General features: G+C 62.6%; 19 protein-coding genes. 10 read left to right on the top strand and 9 right to left on the bottom strand.

Going from position 1 to position 19,386, the window contains the following annotated elements; all coding sequences use genetic code 11:
• Positions 1-5 precede the first annotated feature (5 nt).
• Positions 6-821 carry an HpcH/HpaI aldolase family protein gene (locus I5S59_RS15055; protein WP_197877335.1) on the bottom strand — a complete coding sequence of 272 codons (816 nt, stop codon included), beginning with the start codon at positions 819-821 and terminating at the stop codon, positions 6-8.
• A gap of 91 nt (positions 822-912) precedes the next feature.
• On the opposite strand from I5S59_RS15055, the gene I5S59_RS15050 reads away from it, so the two are divergent.
• On the top strand, positions 913-1,824 hold the full coding sequence (locus tag I5S59_RS15050) for a LysR family transcriptional regulator (protein ID WP_197877334.1): 912 nt from the start codon (positions 913-915) through the stop codon (positions 1,822-1,824).
• On the opposite strand, the gene cysQ is transcribed toward I5S59_RS15050, so the two are convergent.
• Positions 1,821-2,591, bottom strand: coding sequence for a 3'(2'),5'-bisphosphate nucleotidase CysQ (gene cysQ, locus I5S59_RS15045; protein ID WP_197877333.1), 771 nt, complete (start codon positions 2,589-2,591; stop codon positions 1,821-1,823). The genes I5S59_RS15050 and cysQ overlap by 4 nt on opposite strands.
• Before the next feature lie 437 nt (positions 2,592-3,028).
• Between cysQ and cysD the strand changes: the two genes are divergently transcribed.
• From cysD to I5S59_RS15000, 9 genes are all read left to right on the top strand, one after another.
• Positions 3,029-4,621: a sulfate adenylyltransferase subunit CysD gene (gene cysD, locus I5S59_RS26585; RefSeq protein ID WP_332262081.1), complete on the top strand. Its 1,593-nt coding sequence runs from the start codon at positions 3,029-3,031 to the stop codon at positions 4,619-4,621.
• Positions 4,621-6,534, top strand: a complete 1,914-nt coding sequence (gene cysN / locus I5S59_RS15035; RefSeq protein WP_197877331.1) for a sulfate adenylyltransferase subunit CysN — start codon at positions 4,621-4,623, stop codon at positions 6,532-6,534. The genes cysD and cysN overlap by 1 nt, the downstream gene beginning before the upstream one ends.
• 74 nt (positions 6,535-6,608) lie before the next feature.
• Positions 6,609-7,721: a DUF1214 domain-containing protein gene (locus I5S59_RS15030; protein ID WP_197877330.1), complete on the top strand. Its 1,113-nt coding sequence runs from the start codon at positions 6,609-6,611 to the stop codon at positions 7,719-7,721.
• The gene (locus I5S59_RS15025; protein WP_197877329.1) at positions 7,718-8,905 is read left to right on the top strand and encodes a sulfotransferase family protein; all 1,188 of its coding nucleotides are present in this window, start codon (positions 7,718-7,720) and stop codon (positions 8,903-8,905) included. The genes I5S59_RS15030 and I5S59_RS15025 overlap by 4 nt, the downstream gene beginning before the upstream one ends.
• A gap of 20 nt (positions 8,906-8,925) precedes the next feature.
• Positions 8,926-9,642 (top strand): EthD domain-containing protein, encoded by a 717-nt coding sequence (locus I5S59_RS15020; protein WP_197877328.1) that lies wholly within the window; start codon positions 8,926-8,928, stop codon positions 9,640-9,642.
• Between the two features lie 21 nt (positions 9,643-9,663).
• Positions 9,664-10,119: a nuclear transport factor 2 family protein gene (locus I5S59_RS15015; RefSeq protein WP_197877327.1), complete on the top strand. Its 456-nt coding sequence runs from the start codon at positions 9,664-9,666 to the stop codon at positions 10,117-10,119.
• A gap of 20 nt (positions 10,120-10,139) precedes the next feature.
• Entirely contained in the window at positions 10,140-10,607 is a 468-nt protein-coding gene (locus I5S59_RS15010; RefSeq protein WP_197877326.1) for an SRPBCC domain-containing protein, read from the top strand.
• Between the two features lie 37 nt (positions 10,608-10,644).
• Positions 10,645-11,436, top strand: a complete 792-nt coding sequence (locus I5S59_RS15005) for an SDR family oxidoreductase (RefSeq protein ID WP_197877325.1) — start codon at positions 10,645-10,647, stop codon at positions 11,434-11,436.
• A gap of 84 nt (positions 11,437-11,520) precedes the next feature.
• A complete protein-coding gene (locus I5S59_RS15000; RefSeq protein WP_197877324.1) occupies positions 11,521-11,976 on the top strand; it encodes a nuclear transport factor 2 family protein in 456 nt (151 codons plus the stop codon).
• A gap of 269 nt (positions 11,977-12,245) precedes the next feature.
• Here the strand turns inward: I5S59_RS15000 and I5S59_RS14995 are convergent, their stop codons facing one another.
• From I5S59_RS14995 to I5S59_RS14965, 7 genes are all read right to left on the bottom strand, one after another.
• Positions 12,246-12,419 (bottom strand): hypothetical protein, encoded by a 174-nt coding sequence (locus I5S59_RS14995; protein WP_164897299.1) that lies wholly within the window; start codon positions 12,417-12,419, stop codon positions 12,246-12,248.
• A 125-nt stretch (positions 12,420-12,544) separates the two neighbouring features.
• The gene (locus I5S59_RS14990; RefSeq protein WP_197877323.1) at positions 12,545-13,585 is read right to left on the bottom strand and encodes a Rieske 2Fe-2S domain-containing protein; all 1,041 of its coding nucleotides are present in this window, start codon (positions 13,583-13,585) and stop codon (positions 12,545-12,547) included.
• A 181-nt stretch (positions 13,586-13,766) separates the two neighbouring features.
• A complete protein-coding gene (locus tag I5S59_RS14985) occupies positions 13,767-15,179 on the bottom strand; it encodes a DUF1329 domain-containing protein (RefSeq protein WP_197877322.1) in 1,413 nt (470 codons plus the stop codon).
• A gap of 97 nt (positions 15,180-15,276) precedes the next feature.
• Entirely contained in the window at positions 15,277-16,485 is a 1,209-nt protein-coding gene (locus I5S59_RS14980; RefSeq protein WP_197877321.1) for a helix-turn-helix transcriptional regulator, read from the bottom strand.
• A gap of 89 nt (positions 16,486-16,574) precedes the next feature.
• A complete protein-coding gene (locus I5S59_RS14975; RefSeq protein WP_197877320.1) occupies positions 16,575-17,783 on the bottom strand; it encodes an acetyl-CoA C-acyltransferase in 1,209 nt (402 codons plus the stop codon).
• 7 nt (positions 17,784-17,790) lie between these two features.
• Positions 17,791-18,261, bottom strand: a complete 471-nt coding sequence (locus I5S59_RS14970; protein ID WP_197877319.1) for a MaoC family dehydratase — start codon at positions 18,259-18,261, stop codon at positions 17,791-17,793.
• 10 nt (positions 18,262-18,271) lie between these two features.
• Positions 18,272-19,057 (bottom strand): SDR family oxidoreductase, encoded by a 786-nt coding sequence (locus I5S59_RS14965; RefSeq protein ID WP_128326368.1) that lies wholly within the window; start codon positions 19,055-19,057, stop codon positions 18,272-18,274.
• Between the last annotated feature and the right edge of the window lie 329 nt (positions 19,058-19,386).

Below are 19,386 nucleotides of genomic sequence, written 5' to 3'. Positions count from 1 at the left end.
GAGGTTCAAAGGGAATGTGCCTGGTAAACGTCCAGGCTTTGCTGGGCCCGCTGTTGCAGGGCCGTGAGAAACAGGTCGGTATCGATACCGGCGAACAGGTAAGGCGCCGCGCCTGCCCGGTGCAGTTGGGCCAGCTGCGCGGGGTCTGCCAGCCCGCCGATCACGGCGAGCTTGCCGTGGGCCAGGGCGGCTTCGATCACCCGATGGCAGGCCTGGATGACCTCGGGATGCCCAGGGTCACCGGCGTGGCCCAGGTCGGCAGACAGGTCGTTGGCACCGACGGCTAGAATGTCGACGCCAGGCAGCGCGGCGATGGCGTCGGCGTTCTCGACACCCAGGCGGCTTTCGATGAGCATTTTCACCGTCACTGCATCATCCACCAGGGTGTTCATCTCCTTCACCGGCAGACGACGGAACCCCACCTGCACCAGCGTGGCGATCTGCGATCGCTGACCGCGGGGCGCGAAGCGACAGGCTGTGAGGTAGCGCTCGGCCTGGGCGACAGTCTCCACCCTGGGGGCGATGATGCCCAGGGCACCGCCATCGAGCACGCGACCGATGACACCAAAGTCCTCCTCCGGCACCCGCACCCAAGGCGTCATGCCAAGGTCGAGGGCAGTCGCACACAACTGTGCGGTGTCATCCAGCGAAATACCGCTGTGTTCAAGGTCCACCCAGATCGCGTCATAGCCTGCAGCCCTGGCCCAGCGCACCAGGTCGGGGCTGCGCGAAGCCCGGATACCCAAGGCAAGAACCGGGCGTGCGGCGTAGAGATGTTCCAGCAGGTCGGGTAGCGCAGGATGGCTTGCAGTCGTAATCATGGCTGAGGATCTGGCAGTGACAGGTTGATGACTGCGACTATGCCGACCTACACTGATTCAACCAATTCAACATCAATAGAAAATTGATTTAATGAATGAATCACTAAACCTGCGCCACTTGCGTTTCTTCATGGTGTTGGCGCAAGAACTGCACTTCCGTCGTGCCGCCGAGCGCCTGGAAATGACCCAGGGGCCGCTTAGCCTTGCCATCCAGGCCCTGGAGGAGGATCTCGGCGCCCGCCTGTTTCAGCGCACGCGGCGCAGCGTGGAACTCACCGAAGCAGGAAAAGCCCTGCAAGCCACCACACCGGCCATCTTCGAGCGGGTTGAAAACGCCCGTACGCATGTGCGCCGCACCGTGGCCGGAGAAGTCGGGCGCCTGACGCTCGGCTTCACCTCGGCCACCAGCCTGATGCCGTTCTTTCCGGCGGTGATCCAGCAGTACCGGACGCAGCGCCCGAATGTCGCGGTCACGCTGCGGGAACTGCCATCCACCTTGCAGATGCAAGCCCTGATCAGCGGTGAGATCGATGCCGGCATGTTGCGCCTGCGGGGAGATGCACCGGCGGAAGTCGCGCTCACCCACCTGCTGGACGAACCGCTGCTGATCGCGATGCAACGCAGCCATCGACTCGCCCACGAGCCTTCAATCCGCATCGAAGAACTGCGCGATGAAGCGTTCATCGCCTACCCTGGTGCCAGCGGGGTGGTACTCCACGAAACCATTAACCAGCTTTGCGCCAGACGAGGGTTCATGCCTCGGGTCGTTCAGGAGGCATGCGAACCCTCGACCATCATCGGGCTGGCTGCCGCCGGCCTGGGCATCGCCCTCGTGCCGCTGGGCCTGCGTAACTTTTCGCTCCCGGAGGTGGTGTTCAAGCGTATCGCCGACGAAGACGCCGTCTCCGCGCTGTACTTTGCCCACCGCTACGGCAACGCATCACCGACGGTGCATCAGTTCCGCCAGTTGGTCATGCAGACCTGCACATCCGGTCCGGGCTAAACCTGCAGCCCGCACGCGTAGAAGTGCGGGTTGTCCAGACCGGCCTTGCCATACCCCAGTGCATCGCCCGCAAGGGTGCGAATCTGCCCACCGGCAGCAGCCAACACAGCATGCCCCGCAGCGATGTCCCATTCCATGGTGCGCCCCAGGCGTGGATAAAGGTCGGCTTCGCCGGCAGCCACCAGGCAGATCTTCAGCGATGAACCTGCGCTTTTCAGTGAGTGCACCTTGCGTCCGCCGAGGAATTTGTCCAGTGCCTCGGCATCGCCATGGGAGCGGCTGGCGACCACGTCCAGCCCCTCCTCCGGCACGCTCCGGCAGCGAATGGGCTGACGTACGCCCGCCTCTTCGATAAAGGCCCCGCAACCGCGCGCACCGGCGAACAGCCGACCCAGCGCAGGCGCCAACACCACACCCAGCACCGGTTCGCCCTGATCGATCAACGCTATGTTGACGGTGAACTCGCCATTGCGATGGATGAACTCCTTGGTCCCGTCCAGCGGGTCCACCAGCCAGAAGTGCTGGCCCACATCCGGCACCTGGCCGGCAGCAGCGGCCTCTTCGGAAATCACCGGGATCTGCGCCGTGCGCGCCGCCAGGGCTTTCAGGATCAACGCCTCGGCGCGCTCGTCAGCCTCGGTCACTGGCGAGGCATCGACCTTGCCGCGCACTTCAAAATCCGAGCGGTACACCGCCATCACCTGTTCGCCCGCGGCACGCGCAATGGCGATGACGTCTTCAAGCAGAACCGTCATTGATTCGTTCATGGAATTTCTCCTGTTTTTGTTCTTCATCTGGTCCGTTCGGCCTATGCGCCGTTTTGCCGATCCGGGAACAGTACCTACATCCACGCCTCCGCCACTCAGCAATTGGATGTTTAACAGGAGTTCCTGTGCCCCACGGCAATCCGTTATCCGTTGCGCAGATCAACCAGCTCCGCTTGCGTGCCGTGCAACTGCGCATCGGCGGTAGCACGCTCAAAGCCATCAGCCTGGACACCGGTCTTTCATCGCCGACCATTATCGCCGCCTACAAGGCCTGGCAAGCCGGCGGCTGGAGTGCCGTGCCGGTACGCGAACGCGGGCGCAAGCAAGGTGAAGGCCGCAGTCTCTCGGCCGAGCAGGAGCAGCACGTCTATCTGTTGCTGGTCAGCACAGCGCCGGAGCACCATCAGTTACCGTTTTTGCTCTGGCAACTGGAAGCGATGCAGGCCCTGGTCAAGCGTCTGCACGCTATCGACCTGCCGGAGCGCACCGCCGCCCACTACCTGCAACGCTGGCAACTGAATGCCGAGCGCCCGGCAAAGCGCATTGCCAAGGCATCGCTGGCGGTGCAGCGCTGGTACCGCAGCACCTACCGGGACATTCTCGAACAGGCCCGCACGCAGAACGGCGAGATCCACTGGATCGACGACTACGGCGCACGCAATGCCCAGGGCAAGCTCAGCCACGGCGTGCTGCGCGCCGTCAGCAATCGCGGCAAGGTGCTGTGGCTGCCTTACGAAGACGGTTTGCGCGCCCCGCACCTGGGCGATTTCTTCGACCGCCTGTATCGCTCGGCCGAACGCAAGGTGTTTGCCCTGCTCTCGGGCATGCACTGGCAACGCGCTGCCACCTTCACCACCTGGGCCCGCGAACGTGCCGAACAGCTGCACCTGTTCCACCTGCCCGAGGCCAGCGCAATGCTCAGCGGCGCCCAGGAACTGGCGACCCATATCAGTCAGCAAGCCGCGCGTGTCAGCCATGACGACGCGCCTGCGCCGGCCGTTCCCCCCCAACGCGTCGACCCCATGCTGCAGATGCTGCGCCTGATGTTAAAACATCAACTCGCGCATAAGTCCGAATCGCAGCGGTTGTACGTTGAAAAACGACAACAACAAAAAGCGAGAGGAAAATCCATGACGCTTACCCACCTGCAACGACTGGAAGCCGAAAGCATCCAGGCAATGCGCGAGGTCGTCGCAGAAGCCGACAACCCGGTCATGCTCTACTCCATCGGCAAGGACAGCGCGGTCATGCTGCACCTGGCGATGAAGGCGTTCTACCCGGCCAAACCACCCTTCCCGTTGCTGCATGTCGATACCACCTGGAAGTTCCAGGAGATGTACCGCTTTCGCGACCAGATGGTGGCCAAGCTCAATGTCGACCTGCTGACCCACACCAACCCCGAAGGCATTGAAATGGGCATCAGCCCATTCAAGCATGGCTCGCAGATCCACACCGACATCATGAAGACCGAGGGCCTGAAACAGGCACTGGATCACTACGGTTTCGATGCAGCGTTCGGCGGCGCACGCCGTGACGAGGAGAAGTCGCGGGCCAAGGAGCGGATCTTTTCCTTCCGTTCCGACCAGCACCGCTGGGACCCGAAGAACCAGCGTCCAGAGCTTTGGCACCTGTACAACACGCGCAAACACAAGGGCGAGTCGATCCGCGTGTTCCCGCTGTCGAACTGGACCGAGCTGGACATCTGGCAATACATCCACCTGGAAAACATCCCGATCGTACCGCTGTACTTCGCCGCCCCGCGGCCGGTGGTGGAGCGCGACGGCATGCTGATCATGGTCGATGACGAGCGCATGCCGCTGAACCCCGGTGAAGTGCCGATGATCCGCAACGTGCGCTTTCGCACCCTCGGCTGCTACCCGCTCACCGGTGCCGTCGAGTCCGAGGCCGACACCCTGCCGAAAATCATTCAGGAAATGCTCCTGACCCGCACCTCCGAGCGCCAGGGACGCATGATCGACCACGACGCGGCAGCCTCGATGGAGAAGAAAAAACAAGAGGGGTATTTCTGATGGCGCACGTATCCAACCTGATCGCCGAGGATATCGGCCAATACCTCAAGGCGCACGAGCACAAGAGCCTGCTGCGCTTCATCACCTGCGGCAGTGTCGACGATGGCAAGAGCACCCTGATCGGGCGCCTGCTCTACGATTCGAAAATGCTCTTCGAAGACCAGATGGAAGCGCTGGAGGCGGACTCGAAAAAGGACGGCACCCAGGGCGGCGAGCTGGACTTTGCGCTGCTGGTGGACGGCCTCGCCGCCGAGCGCGAGCAAGGCATCACCATCGACGTGGCATACCGCTTCTTCTCCACCGAACGGCGCAAGTTCATCGTTGCCGACACCCCGGGCCATGAGCAGTACACCCGCAACATGGTCACCGGCGCCTCCACCGCCGACGTCGCCGTGGTGATGATCGACGCCCGGCGCGGCGTGCTCACCCAGTCCCGGCGTCACAGCTACCTGGCGTCGCTGATCGGCATCCGCAAGGTGGTGCTGGCGGTCAACAAGATGGACCTGATGGACTACTCGGAGAAAGTCTTCAACGCCATCGTCGACGACTACCGCGCCTTCGCCAAACAGATCAACCTGCACGATGTCACCGCCATCCCGATGTCGGCGCTGCGCGGTGAGAACATCACCGAGCAAAGCGAGCACATGCCCTGGTACCGCGGCACCACGCTGATGGGCTACCTGGAAACCGTGGAGATCGACGAGGCGCACCAGCAAAAGCTGTCGTTCCGCATGCCGGTGCAGTGGGTCAACCGCCCCAACCTGGATTTCCGTGGCTTCACCGGCACCATCGCCAGCGGCGTGGTGCGTCCTGGCGACCGCGTGCGGGTATTGCCGGCAGGGCAAGAGAGCCGGATCTCGCGCATCGTTACCCTCGACGGTGACCTGCAACAGGCGGTGGCCGGCCAGTCGATCACCCTGACCCTGACCGACGAAGTCGATTGCAGCCGTGGCGATGTGCTGTCCACTGCCGACGACCTGGCCAGCGTTGCCGACCAGTTCCAGGTCAGCCTGATCTGGATGCACGAGCAGCCCATGCTCGCCGGTCGCCCCTACCTGATGAAGATCGGCGGCAAGACCCTGTCGGTCACCCTCGCGGTACCCAAGTACAAGATCAACGTCAACACCATGGAGCACCTGGCGGCCAAGGAACTGGCACTGAACGAGATCGGTGTGTGCAACCTGTTCACCAGCCAGCCGATTGCGTTCGATGCCTACAAAGACAACCGCGAAACCGGCAGTTTCATCCTCATCGACCGCCTGACCAACGCCACCGTCGGCGCCGGCCTGATCGAGTTCTCGCTGCGTCGCTCGCAGAACATCCACATGCAGCACGTGGACGTGAACAAGAAGGCCCGCGCCGAACAGATGGGCCAGCAACCGGTGCTGCTGTGGTTCACCGGGTTGTCGGGTGCCGGTAAATCGGCCATCGCCAACCTTCTGGAAACCCGCCTGTACGCCCGTGGCCGGCACACCTACCTGCTCGATGGCGACAACGTGCGCCACGGCCTGAACCGCGACCTGGGCTTCACCGATGCCGACCGCGTGGAAAACATCCGCCGGGTGGCCGAGGTGTCCAAGCTGTTCGTGGACGCCGGAATGATTGTGTTGACCGCGTTCATCTCGCCGTTCCGCTCCGAGCGCGAGATGGCGCGCGGGCTGCTGCAGGACGGCGAGTTCATCGAGATTTTCGTCGACACGCCGCTGGCCGTCGCCGAAGAACGTGACCCCAAGGGCCTGTACAAGAAAGTGCGCCGTGGCGAGCTGAAAAACTTCACTGGCATCGACTCGCCTTACGAGGTGCCGAGCAAGCCGGACATCCATATCGAGACCAGCAAGCTGACGCCGGAGGGCGCGGTGGACCGCATCCTCACCGTGCTGATCGAGCGCGGCATCATCGGCAAGGACTTCTGACCCCGTCGCCCGGCATGCCGGGCTTGAACCGGGCACCGCTGCGGCGGTGCCCGCCCAATCAAGAGAGTCTAACAATGACAATCAGCTCTATTGACGAACAACAGCTATTGGACGGCCTGACCTGGGCCAACTTTTGCGACCACCTCAAGCGCTGCGGCGAGCAGATCCTGCGCCCCGAAGCACCGGCCGATGCAGCCACCCGCGCCGAAGGCTTCCGATACCTCACGCGCCTGCTGCGCATCGGCCTGGAGATGCACATCGAGTTTGCCGACCCGGCGTTCCCGAGCTTCTTCAAGACCTCCCACGAGACCGCGAAGATCGGCGCCGACAACCCGGACAACCTCTACGAGTACTCACGCCTCGACGGCACCCTGCAGTACCGCATCAAAGGCCAGCGCGGCAGTGTCGCCTACCTGAGTTTCGGCACCCAGAAAGGCGGCTATGAAACCGACGGTACCCTGGTCCAGACCGGCTTCATCGATGCCAGCCAGTTGCAGGTCGATGCCCAGGGCAACTTTGAAATCCTCCTCAGCCGCGAGCCGCAACCGGGCAACTGGCTGAAAATGGAAGACGCCACCAACGCCCTGATCGTGCGCCAGACCTTCCTTGACCGCCGCAGCGAAGTACCGGCCAAGCTCAGCATCGAGCGCATCGGCACCGACAGCACGCCGCAGGCCCTTGACCCGCCCACCTTCCAGCAGGGCCTGGCGCGGGTATCGAGCTTTGTCGAAAACACCGCCCGGCTGTTCGCCGACTGGAGCCAAAGCTACCTGCCGCACAGCAACCAGCTGCCCCCGGCCAACCAGGCCCTGTGCCAGTCGGTGGGCGGTGACCCGAACATTTTCTACTACCACTCGCACTGGGCGCTGGCCGCAGACGAGGCGCTGGTCATCCACATCGACAAAGTGCCGGACTGCGACTTCTGGAACCTGCAGATCAACAACTACTGGATGGAGTCGCTGGACTACCGCTACCACCAGATCTGCATCAACAAGCACCAGGCCAGCTACGACGACAACGGCGGCGTCACGCTGGTGCTCAGCGAGCAGGACCCCGGTGTCAGCAACTGGCTGCAAACCGCGGGCGTACGCCAGGGCACGATGTGCCTGCGCTGGGTCGGCGCCGATGAGCAATGCCACCCGACTACCCGCGTGGTACACGTGGCTGCCGTTGCGGAGGTGCTATGAACGCCCCGACCCGCATTGAAGACCTGACCGTCGACAGGCTGCTGAACAGCGCCATTGCGCGTACCAATGGCCTGAACAACTTTGGCGACGACAACTACCGCGCCTCCCTGCAGGCACTGCTCGATGCCCTGGCCAGCGAAGCTGACCTGTCTGCTTCCGGCTTGTACTTGCTTGAAGAACGGCTGGTCGGGCAACTGGTCAACCGCCTGGTGATGGAAGACTACCTGCGCCGTTACCCGCACATCACCGAGATAGCGATCGACGATCCGCTGGTCATCGTCGGCCTGCCGCGCACCGGCACCACCATGCTTCAGCGCACCCTGGCGGTAGACCCCCGCTTCTACTCCGCCGCCTGGTGGGAAACCCGCTTTCCGGCCCCCCTGGCCGATGAGACCCTGGCCGCGCCGGACAAACGCATCGCCCAGGCCAAGGCCGAAGTCGAGCTGATGGCCGAGGTGATTCCGCAGATCCTCGCGATCCACCCGCTGGACGCCATGCTCTGCGACGAAGAGTTCATGCTCATGGAGCATTCGTTCATGTGCGCCATGGACGCCTACGTCAATGTGCCCAGCTACACCCGCTGGCTGGACCAGCAAGACCAGCGGCCGGTCTACACCCAGCTGAAAAAGATGCTGCAGTTCTTGCAGTGGCAGAAGCAGCAACGCGGTGAGCCGGCCGGCCAGCGCTGGCTGCTCAAAGCGCCCCAGCACCTGCACACCCTGGACCTGCTGCTGGAGGTCTTCCCCAGGGCGCAGGTGATCCTCACCCACCGCGAGCCGGCGCAAACCATCCCGTCGATGGCCAGCATGGCCCACACCCTGTGGCAGATGTACAGCGACAACCCGGACCCGAAGGCCGCCGGCGCGCAGTGGAACACGCGCATGGCACGCGGTATCCGCCACACCCTGCAGGTGCGTGAGCAACAGGCGCCCGAGCGCTTCCTCGACATCCACTTCGCCGACACCGTGACCCAGCCGCTGCAGGTGCTGGAGAAGGTCTACGCCTTCGCCAACCTGCCGTTTACCGACAAGGCCCGCGCCGATGCGCAGGTCTGGCTGGCACAGAACAGCCGGGAAAAACGTGCCAGCCACGACTACAGCCTGGAGCGTTTCGGTCTCGATGAAGCACAGATGACCCGCGACTACGCGGACTATCGCGCCCGTCATCTGCAAGCCACTCACTGATCACGCGAGGAGGAGCAAGCATGGAAAAAGTCATGTTGACCCTGTGGAAGCCACAGCAACCCAGCGCCGAGCAATGGCGTGCGGACCTGCTCGGCCTGCGCGACGCTCTGACAGCTGCCGGCGCTAAAAACATCCGCGTCATGCTGGTCGATGAGGCGGTGGCCGCCGCCTCTGCCCAGCGCATTACCAACAGTGCCGTGCCGCTCGACGGGATGCTCTCGGTGTGGCTCGACAGTGCCTCGCAATGGCTGGCCATCAAGGCGCTGGTGGCGCCATTGAGCAGTCGCCTGGAGGCTTACCTGGTGGTGGAATCCGAGCCTTACCCCGAGGAGCGCCAGGTGCGCGCCGCCAACTTCCAGGTGCCGCTCGGCCAGCGCACCCCCGGTATGAACCAGGTGGCGTTGCTGCACAAGCCGCACCGCCTGAGCTACGCGCAGTGGCACGACACCTGGCGCAACGGCCACGGCCCGAATGCCTATCCGCTGCAGTCGATCTTCGGCTACCGGCAGAACACCGTGGTGCGCGCGCTGTCGTTCGGCGCACCGGTGCTGCACGGCATCGTCGAAGAAAACTTCCCGCCCGAGGCCATTGGCAATCCGCAAGGGTTCTATGCCGCCCTGGGCGATCCGGACACCTGCGCGCAACGCCAGCAGGCCATGTACGAGTCGACCAGCAGGTTCATCGACTTCGACAAGATCGACTGCATCCAGACCAGCGAGTACCAGCTCAGTGCCTGAGCTGCCCCAAGGAGGCTACCCATGTTGGACCTAGAAGCCATCGAGCTGATCAAACAGCTCAAGGCCCGTTACTTTCGCGCCATCGACACCTGCAACCTCGAGCTGCTTCAGGGCATGCTCACCGAGGACGTCGCCCTGTCGTTCAAAAGCCCTGCCTATGAGTTTCACCTCAATGGCCTGGGCGATGCGCTGGAGTTCTACCGCACTTCGTTCACCAAGACCCGCCTGGCCACCCACAACGGCCACACCCCGGAGATCGACGTCAATGGCGACCAGGCCACCGCCCTCTGGTACCTGAGCTACGTGTTCATCAACCTCGAAGACAACACCCACATGCACGGCAGCGCGATCTACCAGGATCGCTACATCAAGCGCGACGGGCGCTGGCTGATCGCCGCGACCGGCTACGAAACCCTGCTCGAGACGATCCAGCCCTTGAGCGAACACCTGCAGATCACCTCCAGGCCCATCAACTGAATGCTTAGCAGGAGACCGTCATGGCCAGAGCAGAAAACATCGTGACCTCGCACACGGTGGAAATTGAGGCCCCCGCCCGGGTGGTCTGGGAAGTGCTGATCGACCTGGACAACTACCACCTGTGGAACAGCTTCTGCCCAAGCATCAAGTGCGGCCTGCAGATCGGCGACGAAGTGCACATGCAGGTACTGACCCCCGATACCGGCGAAACCGTCCCGGTCTTCGAATACCTGGTGGCCTGCGACCCGGAGCGGCTGTTGTCGTGGGAGCAGCGCCCGGTCCCGGAGAACATGGATGCCGCACGCCGCGACCAGTACATCACCGCCATCGATGCCAACCGCTGCCGCTACTTCACCACGGACATTTTCCTCGGCCTGAACCAGGACACGATCATGCGCGAGCACGGTGCCTGGGTAAAAACCGGCTTCAACCAGATGGCCCTGGACCTGAAACGCCGTGCCGAAGCACTGCACGCCAGCCGTACCTGAACGCCACTCCCGTCATAACAATAAGAAGGACATTGCCATGTTGCTCAACGATAAAGTCGTCATCATTTCCGGAATCGGCCCAGGCCTGGGCATCAAGCTGGCCGTGCGTGCCGCCGAGTTCCAGGCCAAGGCCATCGTGCTCGCCACCCGTACCCCGGCCAAGCTGGACCAGGCCGAACAGGCCATCCGCGACGCCGGCTACACCACCCCGGTACTGAAAGTCCCCACCGACATTGCCCAGGCCGACCAGTGCCAGACCCTCGCCGACCTGACGGTCGAGCACTTCGGCCAGATCGACGTACTGATCAACTCGGCTTATGCCCATGGCGCCTGGGGCAGTGCCTCCGAGTCATCGATGGACGACTGGCGCAAGGCGATGGACGTCAACCTGTTCGGCACCATGCAGATGACCCAGGCCGTGCTCGGGCAGATGAAAAAGCAGCAGTCGGGCAGCATCGTCATGATCAACACCATGGCCACCCGTACCCCCAACCAGCTGGAGTCCGGCTATGCCGTCTCCAAGGGCGCGTTGAAAACAGCCGTGCAGTACCTGGCGCAGGACCTTGGCCCCTACGGCATCCGCGTCAACTCCACGTTCATGGGCTGGATGTGGGGCGCACCGGTGATCGGCTACTTCGAGGGTGAAGCCAAGCGCCAGGGCGTGCCGATGGCGACGCTGGTCGACCAGGTTGCCGGGCAGATTGCCTTGCGCAAGATACCCGATGACGGCGACTGCGCCATGGCCGCCCTGTTCCTGGCCAGCGACTACGCCAAGGTCATTACCGGCGCGCAACTGGACGCCAACGGCGGTCACTTCCTGCCCTGCTGAGCCCCGCCGAGGCGACAGCGATGTCGCCTCATCCCCAGGCTCGCCTCATGGCCATTCAGCCATTCCCCCCCGGAGACTACCGACATGCTGGACCTCGTAGCCATCGAGCAGATCAAACAGCTCAAGGCCCGTTATTTTCGTGGTATCGACACCTGCAACCTCGACCTGCTGCGCACACTTTTCGCCGATGACGTAAAGATCCGCTTCGACAGCCCGACCTATCAGCTCGAACTCAACGGCCTGGACGAGGCCATGTCGTTCTACAGCACCAGCTTCACCAACCGCCGTTTCGGCATGCACAACGGGCATACGCCGGAGATTGAGGTGAACGGCGACGAAGCCACCGGGTGCTGGTACCTCAACGATGTATTCATCAACCTGGATGCGCAGACCCTGCTGAACGGCAGCGCGATCTATGAGGATGCATACATCAAGGTGGATGGCGAGTGGCGCATCCTGCGCACCGGGTACAAGCGTCTGCTGGAGATGATTGCGCCGCTGGGTACGGAGTGGAACATCACTTCGAAGCCGATCAACTAAAGGGGATTGAATAAAAAAAGGCGACAGGAATGTCGCCTTTTTAATTCGTGGCGTCTCTGCAGGAGCGCAACTGCCTTTCACCCGGTTAACAGTGGGAGCTGGCGCAGCCTGCGATCGAGCGCGCAGCGGTCGCAGGTTTTTCAGCCAACTGCGCCCTCGGAGCTGCTACGCAGCTCATCGCAGGCTACGCCAGCTCCTACAGGTACATCACTGTTCTCCTGCAGCACCTGCCCGGAAGGGATAAGCTCATCGCCCGAACAGCTACCAACCTAGCGGAAATTCAGCCAGTTCGGCGCATTCTGGGTAAACGCGACGCAGCCCGAATACTTTTTACAGGCCTTGACGCTTGGTGTCTCTGCCGGCTGCGACAGCTGAACCGTCAGCACCAGCAAGGACAAAATCGAAAAGCAAACATAATAGGCAAGAAGACTTTTTGTTTTCATTGTTAGTGCTCTCGTGACCGTTAAGTCGAACCTATGTACCGCAACACCTTCACAACGGGCTGCCCCGCTACTACACCCCCTGCGAGTGACAAGCCAGGGCTTGCCACTCGCAGGGAGCCAATCAATCAGCGCTCGTCGACCGTAATGATCTCGCGACGCTCCGCCATGCTCGCCGGCACCTGGTCCTCATCGGTAAAGAACTGCTGGTACCACTCGCGCAGCTGATACACCGGGCCGTCGTTTTCAGCCAGCACCGGCTTGTCGATACGGATCTTGTGCTTCCAGATATCAACGTCCTGGTAGAACGAGGTACGGTTACCCATGACGTAGGCCTTGGCCACTTCAAGGTTCTGCTCTTCAGTCCAGCCGGGCACTCGCTTGACCATGCAACCAAAACGCAGGTCGAAGCTGTCTGGCGTCACCGGCACATGACTGTTTAACAGGATCGCGTGAATCCGTACATCACCGAACATCGAACTGATGTGGGTGAAGTGAGTGGCCGGGCCGTAGTAGGCCGACGGCGCGATCAGGTCACCGCCCAGGCGCTCGGAGTCACCGTGGAAAATCTGGTGGCCGATGTGCCCTTCGAAGATATTGGCGAAGTACTTGGTCGGCGTGCCGTGCACAGGACCAAAGTGCATCGCGTCCACCAGGTTGTCGACCAGCTCGCGTGGGTTGGTTTCGATCAGCATGGTGTCGATGTTCCAGTCGTGGATCCAGTCCTCGTCGTCCATCTCGGCCAGGTGCGGGATGATCACGCCTTCTTTCGGCGGGTTGCCTTCCGGGTTGTTCCAGACGAACAGCAGGTTGTTTTCCTCACAGGTCAACCAGCTGCGGGTCTTGGCTTTCGGCGGAATGCGCTTGCAGTAGGGAATCTCGACGCATTTGCCGCTGGTGTCGTATTTCCAGTGGTGGAACGGGCACACCACGCGGTCGTTCTCGATGGTGCCCTTGGACAGGTCGGCGCCCATGTGCGGGCAGAAAGCGTCGAGGATGCTGATCGTGCCCTTGCTGTCGGCAAACGCCACCAGGCGCGTGCCAAAGATGTTCAGGGTGTGCAACTGGCCATCACGGTAATCATTTGCCACGCCCAGACAGTGCCAGCCACGCGCGTAACGGTGGGTACGCTGGGCGCTTTCGATGCTGATCTCAGCGAGTTTCGTCATTGTTATTGTTCCTCGGTTGGAAACCTGGGGGGTTAATACCCCCAAATAAAACAGGGTGAAGCCATGGCAGGTATCATTGAGCGTCCCGGCAAGGGTTTCATCCTTCACTTGGACTAGATCAAACGAGACCTGCTCTCAACGGGCTCACCCGTTTGCCTCTGGCGTGCAGAAACGCCGCCGGTTACTGGCCGTAGCGACGGGCAGCTTCCGGGCCGAAGTCGCGCGGGCTGAAGCCCGGCTTGTTCAGTTGATAACCGTTGCGCTGTTCGTTGATCAGGTTGAACGCCAGGTAGCTGCCGGCATTGAGGTCGTAGTACAGCCCTACCCCCGCTTGCGGCCGCTGGGACTCGTAGGCGTAGAAGTAGTTGACCATCGAGGTGCGCCACAGCTCGCCACGGTTGTCGTAGTTGTCGGCGAGCATCGGGAACCAGGTGTCCTCGTCGATGTACAGCTTGCGTTTGCCGTACAGGTGGCGATAACCCGGCTTCAGGGTGCCTTCCAGCTCCCAGACCCGATGACGCTCGTAGCGCATGGCATCCTGGTTGATGTGGCCCGGGGTCAGCAGGTTGGCGTAGGTGAGGTTGGCCGCGTGCAGGCGATAGGTGTTGTAAGGAATGAACATCTCGCGCTTGCCGACGATCTTCCAGTCGTAACGCTGACCCGAGCCGTTGAACAGACGCACCTCGTCGACGGTGATCGAGCCACCGCTGCCAGGGAACGACATGTCGAAACCATAACCCGGCGACTGCCGTACACGGCGGGTGCCCGGGTCGTAACGCCAGGCCTGGCGAGGCTCGGCCTTGTCGTTCCAGAACTCGGTGCCGGTGTTGATCTCGCCCTTGTCACGTTGTGGCAGCAGGGTTTCGTTGAGGTAGAACGCCGAGTTGCCGACGGTCTCGCCCTTCTTGCCCGGCTCCAGCGACGGCGCCAGGTTGCGCGAATGCACGCGGCCCCAGTTGATGTTGCCGTCCTTGAGCACATAGGCGTTGTCGGAGGTGTATTCCTCGGTCCAGGCCCGCAGGGTGAAGGTCGAGGCGTTCTTCAACAGCTCCAGGCCACTGCGCGGTACCGGAAAGGGAGTGCCGCCGGTTTTACCCACGACCCCTTCACCCTCATCCACCAGCTTGGCGATGCTGGCGTTTTCGCGGGTGGCATTACACACCGCGTCGTCGAAGCGAAAATCCCGGTGCGTGGGGTAGATCGGCATCTTGTAGGTGGTCGGGTACAGCTTGAACAAAGCCTTCTGTCCGTCGGACAGGTACTCGCTGTATTGCGCCAGGTTGGCCGTGGTGATCACGAACAACGGCTTCTCGTCCGGATACGGGTCGACCGGGTGGTTGCCGGTGCCTTTGAAGTCCACATGCGGCGGCACCCCCAGCCACTTGCCGCTGTAGGCCGGGATACTGCCGTCGGCGTTGGCGCTCTTGTCGGCACCGACGCAGGTCAGGTCCTTGCCCAGACGCTCGACATCTTCCGGTGCGGCAGTCGCCGTGCCGATTGCACTGCATCCCAGAATCAACCCCAACACCCAGGTGGGTGTGGTGTTGGCAGTTCGCGAGACAAGACCACTGGACGCCAGGTTACTGCCGGTCATTTTTATTCTCCTTGGATACCGATAGCGGTCACCCAGTATCAGCAGCCCAAGGATCGAACAGCATCGTCCGCACGGACTAACGCATTTTGGCGACAGGCTACAGCGCTTCCTCGACCGGTGCCGGCGCACGCGGTTGCGCCAGCGCCACGACACTGTTGAGCATGATCCGAACCAGTTCGGTCTGGCGCCGTACTCCGGTTTTGGAAAAGATCGAACGCAAGTGCGCACGCGCAGTGTTGCGGCGGATGTTCAGCATTTCCGAGGCTTCCTCCAGCGACAGGCCGTTGGCAAGCTCCAGGGCCAGTGCGGTTTCCGCAGGTGTCAGGTTGTACAGCTGCGAGGTGGCCACGTTGCTCACCAGCGATTTGCTGACGGCGTCGCGTACATAGACCACCACCGTCGGCTTGCCCTTGCCCTCGACCAGCTCCTGCGTGGGGATCAATTCCACCACCACGCCCAGGCTGACTTTCCCTGAAGGCCGGGAAATCGACATGGCCTCGGCACCCTGTATGCCACCTTCACCTGGCCGCGCCCGCTGAAAGGCGTTGCGTACCAGGCGCAGCAGCTCACGGTTGTCACTCGGGTAGGTCGCCTCCAGCCGCCCACCGACGACCTTGAGGCCGTCCTGGCTGTCGAGAATCTCCCGCGCCACGGAATTGAGCTGCACTACGCTGCCGTTTTCATCGAGGACAAAGGTCGCCACCGCCATACGGCTGATGGTTTGCGAGTACAGGCTGCCCAGCGACTCACTGCGATCGAGCTGCGAATGCATGTGCAAGGCGCGGCGCAAATGTGGCAGGAGCATCTCGCACATGGCCCGGTCGACGGCGGAGAACCGCGGCTGGTCCCGAGGCCGGTTGATGCGAAAACGCACGGCGCTGCCATCGGGCATGCGAATATCGGCGCCGAGCATCTGGTGACAGCCATAGGGCTCGCAATACAGCAGGTAAAAAGACGAGCTGACCCACTCGGCCTCGCTCATCAGCTCGTCGACGGTGAAGACCGTGTCGGTGGGCAGGCCGTCGAACAGCGTCGATTTCGAGTAGTAGGCGTAATGGTTGATGCCGCCCTCTTCCAGCTCGACGTCGCCGGCGACCATCATTGGCGACAACAGCGGCTCTTCCTGTACGCGCAGAATCAGGGTGACGAAATTCGCCTTGAACAGCGACCGCAGCTGACGCAGCGATTCCCCCATGCAGCGAATATCCATGGCCGAATCGTACATGTTGCCGATCAGCCGTTCGTAGTCGGCCAGTTCCAGGCCCATCTCCGAGAGGACCTGCGTATTGCTCAGGCGACCTTGCATAGACACTCCCCAGCAGCGGGCCCGCACGGCATGGCCCGCATTCAATCATTGATGATGGGTGATCAGTACTCGATGCAGCGAGGTCGGCATCACGGCAGTTCGAACAACCCCGCCGCGCCCATGCCGCCGCCGATGCACATGGCAATCACCACGTAACGGGCGCCGCGACGGCGGCCCTCGAGCAGTGCGTGGCCGACCATGCGTGCGCCAGACATACCAAAGGGGTGGCCAATGGAGATAGCGCCACCGTTGACGTTCAGGCGTTCCGCCGGGATCTGCAGGGCATCGCGGCAATGCAGGACCTGGCAGGCAAAGGCTTCGTTGATTTCCCACAGGCCGATGTCCGCCACGCTCAGGCCAAAGCGCTTGAGCAGTTTCGGCACCGCCACCACCGGGCCAATGCCCATTTCTTCCGGTGCGCAGCCACCGACGGCAATGCCGCGATAGATGCCCAGCGGCGTCAGCCCGCGACGCTTGGCTTCAGCCCGGCTCATCAGCAGGCTGGCCGACGCACCATCGGAGAACTGCGAGGCGTTGCCGGCCGTGATGAACTCGCCCTGCTCGATCCATTTACCGTCTTTCCACACCGGTTTCAATGCCGCCAGGTCTTCTAGACGCGTGCCCGGCCGGTTGCATTCGTCGCGATCGACCAGCACGCGCTGGTGACCGCTGGCTTGACCGTTGGCATCGAACAGCAGCTTGTCGACGCTCAAGCCGACGATTTCATCGTCGAACAAACCGTCACGCTGGGCGGCGGCGGTGCGCAACTGGCTTTGCAGGGAATACTCGTCCTGGGCCGCGCGGCTGATGCCATAGCGGCGCGAGACGATTTCGGCGGTTTCCAGCATCGGGATGTAAGCACCGGGCATCACCTCCAGTACCGCCTGGGACTGCGCGCGATAGGTGTTCTTGTGCTTGGTCTGGGTCAGTGACAGCGACTCCACGCCACCGCCAATGGCGATATTCAATTCGCCGGTCATGATGCCTTTGGCGGCGACGCCGATGCTCATCAGGCCCGAGGCGCACATGCGGTCCAGGGCCATGCCGGGCACGCTGTCCGGCAGGCCGCCGGTGTAGGCGCAGAGACGGCCGATGTTGTAGGCCTGGGTGCCCTGCTGCACGGCCGCGCCCATGATGACATCGTCGACGTCACCGGGCTCGATACCGGCGCGTTCGACTACCGCGCGCACGACGTGGCCGCCCAGTACCGGGGCTTCGGTATCGTTGAACGAGCCACGAAACGACTTGGCCAGCGCGGTCCGCGCGGTGGCAACGATGACAACTTCATTCAGGTCCATGACAGGCTCACTCGGCAATAGGGTTGAAGGTGTAACGGCTGATGGTGTCGATCACGCAGCCAGGGCGCGACTGGCCCTCGACGTCGACGCTCACGCGCACCACCAGTTGCACGGCGTCCGCCAGCTGTTCGGCGCGCACGATGGTGGCGCTGCCGCGCACCCGCGAGCCGACCTTGACCGGCGCCGGAAAGCGCACGCGGTCGCTGCCGTAATTGACGCCCATCGCCATGTTGTCGATGGTGATCAACTGCGGCAGGAACAGGTTGACCAGTGACTGGGTCAGGTAGCCGTGGGCAATACAGGCACCGAACGGGCCGCTGGCGGCGCGTACCGGGTCGACATGAATCCACTGGTGATCGCCCGTGGCTTCGGCAAACAGGTCGATGCGCTCCTGGCTGATGGTCAGCCACTCGGTGCTTCCCAGCTCCAGGCCTTCGGCCGCGAGCAGCGCCTGGGCACTGCTGAAAACATGACTCATGACCCGCTCCTCAGGCTTGTTGGGAACTGACCGACAGTACTTCACCGACCATGTAGGAGGCGTAGTCGCTGGCCAGGAACATCATCACGTTGGCGACCTCCCAGACTTCGGCCGCACGCCCGAATGCTTCGCGCCCGGCGAGGCTGGCGAGCAGCTCTTCACTGGAGGCCTTCTTGAGAAAGTCGTGCAGGGCAATCGACGGCGACACGGCGTTGATGCGCACGCCGTATTCGGCGGCTTCCAGCGCACTGCAACGGGTCAGGGCCATGACCCCGGCCTTGGCTGCGGCGTAGTGCGCCTGCTCCTTCTGCGCACGCCAGCCGAGTACCGAGGCATTGTTGACGATGGTGCCGGCGCCGCGGCGCTGCATCGGCCCGAGCATTGCGCGGGTCATGCGGAAGGTGCCGGTCAGGGTCACATCCAGGACCCGCAGCCACTCTTCGTCGCTCATCTCGACTACACGCTTCTGGCCACCGAGGCCGGCGTTGTTGATCAACACATCGACGCCGCCGAGCAGGTTTTCAGCGCTTGCCACCAGGGCCTGCACTTCGTCTTCGACGGTCACATTGCACAGCTGGCCGTAAATGGCTTGCAGGCCGGTTTCGGCCTTGAGGCGCTCTACGGCTTCTTCGAGGCGGCGCGGGTGCACGTCGGAGATCATCAGTGCCCGGCAGCCCTCCTCGGCACTGCGCCGGGCGGCCGAGTAGCCGATACCGGCGCCCGCGGCGGCGGTAATCAGCACCGATTTGCCGGCGAGCAGTTGATGGCCCGGGACATAGGGGGGAGCTTGTTTCACAGCGTTTACCTCCGAAGGTATCAGTACGCTGTAGTTGTACGGAGGGAGTTGCGCGGGCGCATCGTCAAAATAGGGTAGAAAACCTCACGACCGCTGGGAATGACTGTGGGAGCCGGCGTAGCCGGCGATGGCTGCACAGCAGCCCATTGGCCCGAGTTGGCGGCAGTATTCTGCGACCGCTGCGCGCTCGATCGCAGGCTGCGCCAGCTTGTGTCTTCACATGCCTTTAAAATCAGAGGTGAGAGCGGTGGATGGCAGACTGATAGCCAGCAGTGCCCTAGAGCACGAGTAGGAGCATAGTCGCCATCCACCTCTCACTCTGGCCCGAA

Source organism: Pseudomonas alkylphenolica, from assembly GCF_016009175.1.
Taxonomy (GTDB): Bacteria; Pseudomonadota; Gammaproteobacteria; order Pseudomonadales; family Pseudomonadaceae; genus Aquipseudomonas; species Aquipseudomonas alkylphenolica_B.
Note: the sequence above shows the minus strand (reverse complement) of the source record. Positions and strands in the feature narration are given on the sequence as shown.

What these genes read in the sequence shown, in the direction of transcription:
- I5S59_RS15055 (WP_197877335.1), bottom strand. Translation starts at nt 821, where the DNA reads ATGATTACGACTGCAAGCCATCCTGCGCTACCCGACCTGCTGGAACAT.
- I5S59_RS15050 (WP_197877334.1), top strand. Translation starts at nt 913, where the DNA reads ATGAATGAATCACTAAACCTGCGCCACTTGCGTTTCTTCATGGTGTTG.
- cysQ (WP_197877333.1), bottom strand. Translation starts at nt 2,591, where the DNA reads ATGAACGAATCAATGACGGTTCTGCTTGAAGACGTCATCGCCATTGCG.
- cysD (WP_332262081.1), top strand. Translation starts at nt 3,029, where the DNA reads ATGCAGGCCCTGGTCAAGCGTCTGCACGCTATCGACCTGCCGGAGCGC.
- cysN (WP_197877331.1), top strand. Translation starts at nt 4,621, where the DNA reads ATGGCGCACGTATCCAACCTGATCGCCGAGGATATCGGCCAATACCTC.
- I5S59_RS15030 (WP_197877330.1), top strand. Translation starts at nt 6,609, where the DNA reads ATGACAATCAGCTCTATTGACGAACAACAGCTATTGGACGGCCTGACC.
- I5S59_RS15025 (WP_197877329.1), top strand. Translation starts at nt 7,718, where the DNA reads ATGAACGCCCCGACCCGCATTGAAGACCTGACCGTCGACAGGCTGCTG.
- I5S59_RS15020 (WP_197877328.1), top strand. Translation starts at nt 8,926, where the DNA reads ATGGAAAAAGTCATGTTGACCCTGTGGAAGCCACAGCAACCCAGCGCC.
- I5S59_RS15015 (WP_197877327.1), top strand. Translation starts at nt 9,664, where the DNA reads ATGTTGGACCTAGAAGCCATCGAGCTGATCAAACAGCTCAAGGCCCGT.
- I5S59_RS15010 (WP_197877326.1), top strand. Translation starts at nt 10,140, where the DNA reads ATGGCCAGAGCAGAAAACATCGTGACCTCGCACACGGTGGAAATTGAG.
- I5S59_RS15005 (WP_197877325.1), top strand. Translation starts at nt 10,645, where the DNA reads ATGTTGCTCAACGATAAAGTCGTCATCATTTCCGGAATCGGCCCAGGC.
- I5S59_RS15000 (WP_197877324.1), top strand. Translation starts at nt 11,521, where the DNA reads ATGCTGGACCTCGTAGCCATCGAGCAGATCAAACAGCTCAAGGCCCGT.
- I5S59_RS14995 (WP_164897299.1), bottom strand. Translation starts at nt 12,419, where the DNA reads ATGAAAACAAAAAGTCTTCTTGCCTATTATGTTTGCTTTTCGATTTTG.
- I5S59_RS14990 (WP_197877323.1), bottom strand. Translation starts at nt 13,585, where the DNA reads ATGACGAAACTCGCTGAGATCAGCATCGAAAGCGCCCAGCGTACCCAC.
- I5S59_RS14985 (WP_197877322.1), bottom strand. Translation starts at nt 15,179, where the DNA reads ATGACCGGCAGTAACCTGGCGTCCAGTGGTCTTGTCTCGCGAACTGCC.
- I5S59_RS14980 (WP_197877321.1), bottom strand. Translation starts at nt 16,485, where the DNA reads ATGCAAGGTCGCCTGAGCAATACGCAGGTCCTCTCGGAGATGGGCCTG.
- I5S59_RS14975 (WP_197877320.1), bottom strand. Translation starts at nt 17,783, where the DNA reads ATGGACCTGAATGAAGTTGTCATCGTTGCCACCGCGCGGACCGCGCTG.
- I5S59_RS14970 (WP_197877319.1), bottom strand. Translation starts at nt 18,261, where the DNA reads ATGAGTCATGTTTTCAGCAGTGCCCAGGCGCTGCTCGCGGCCGAAGGC.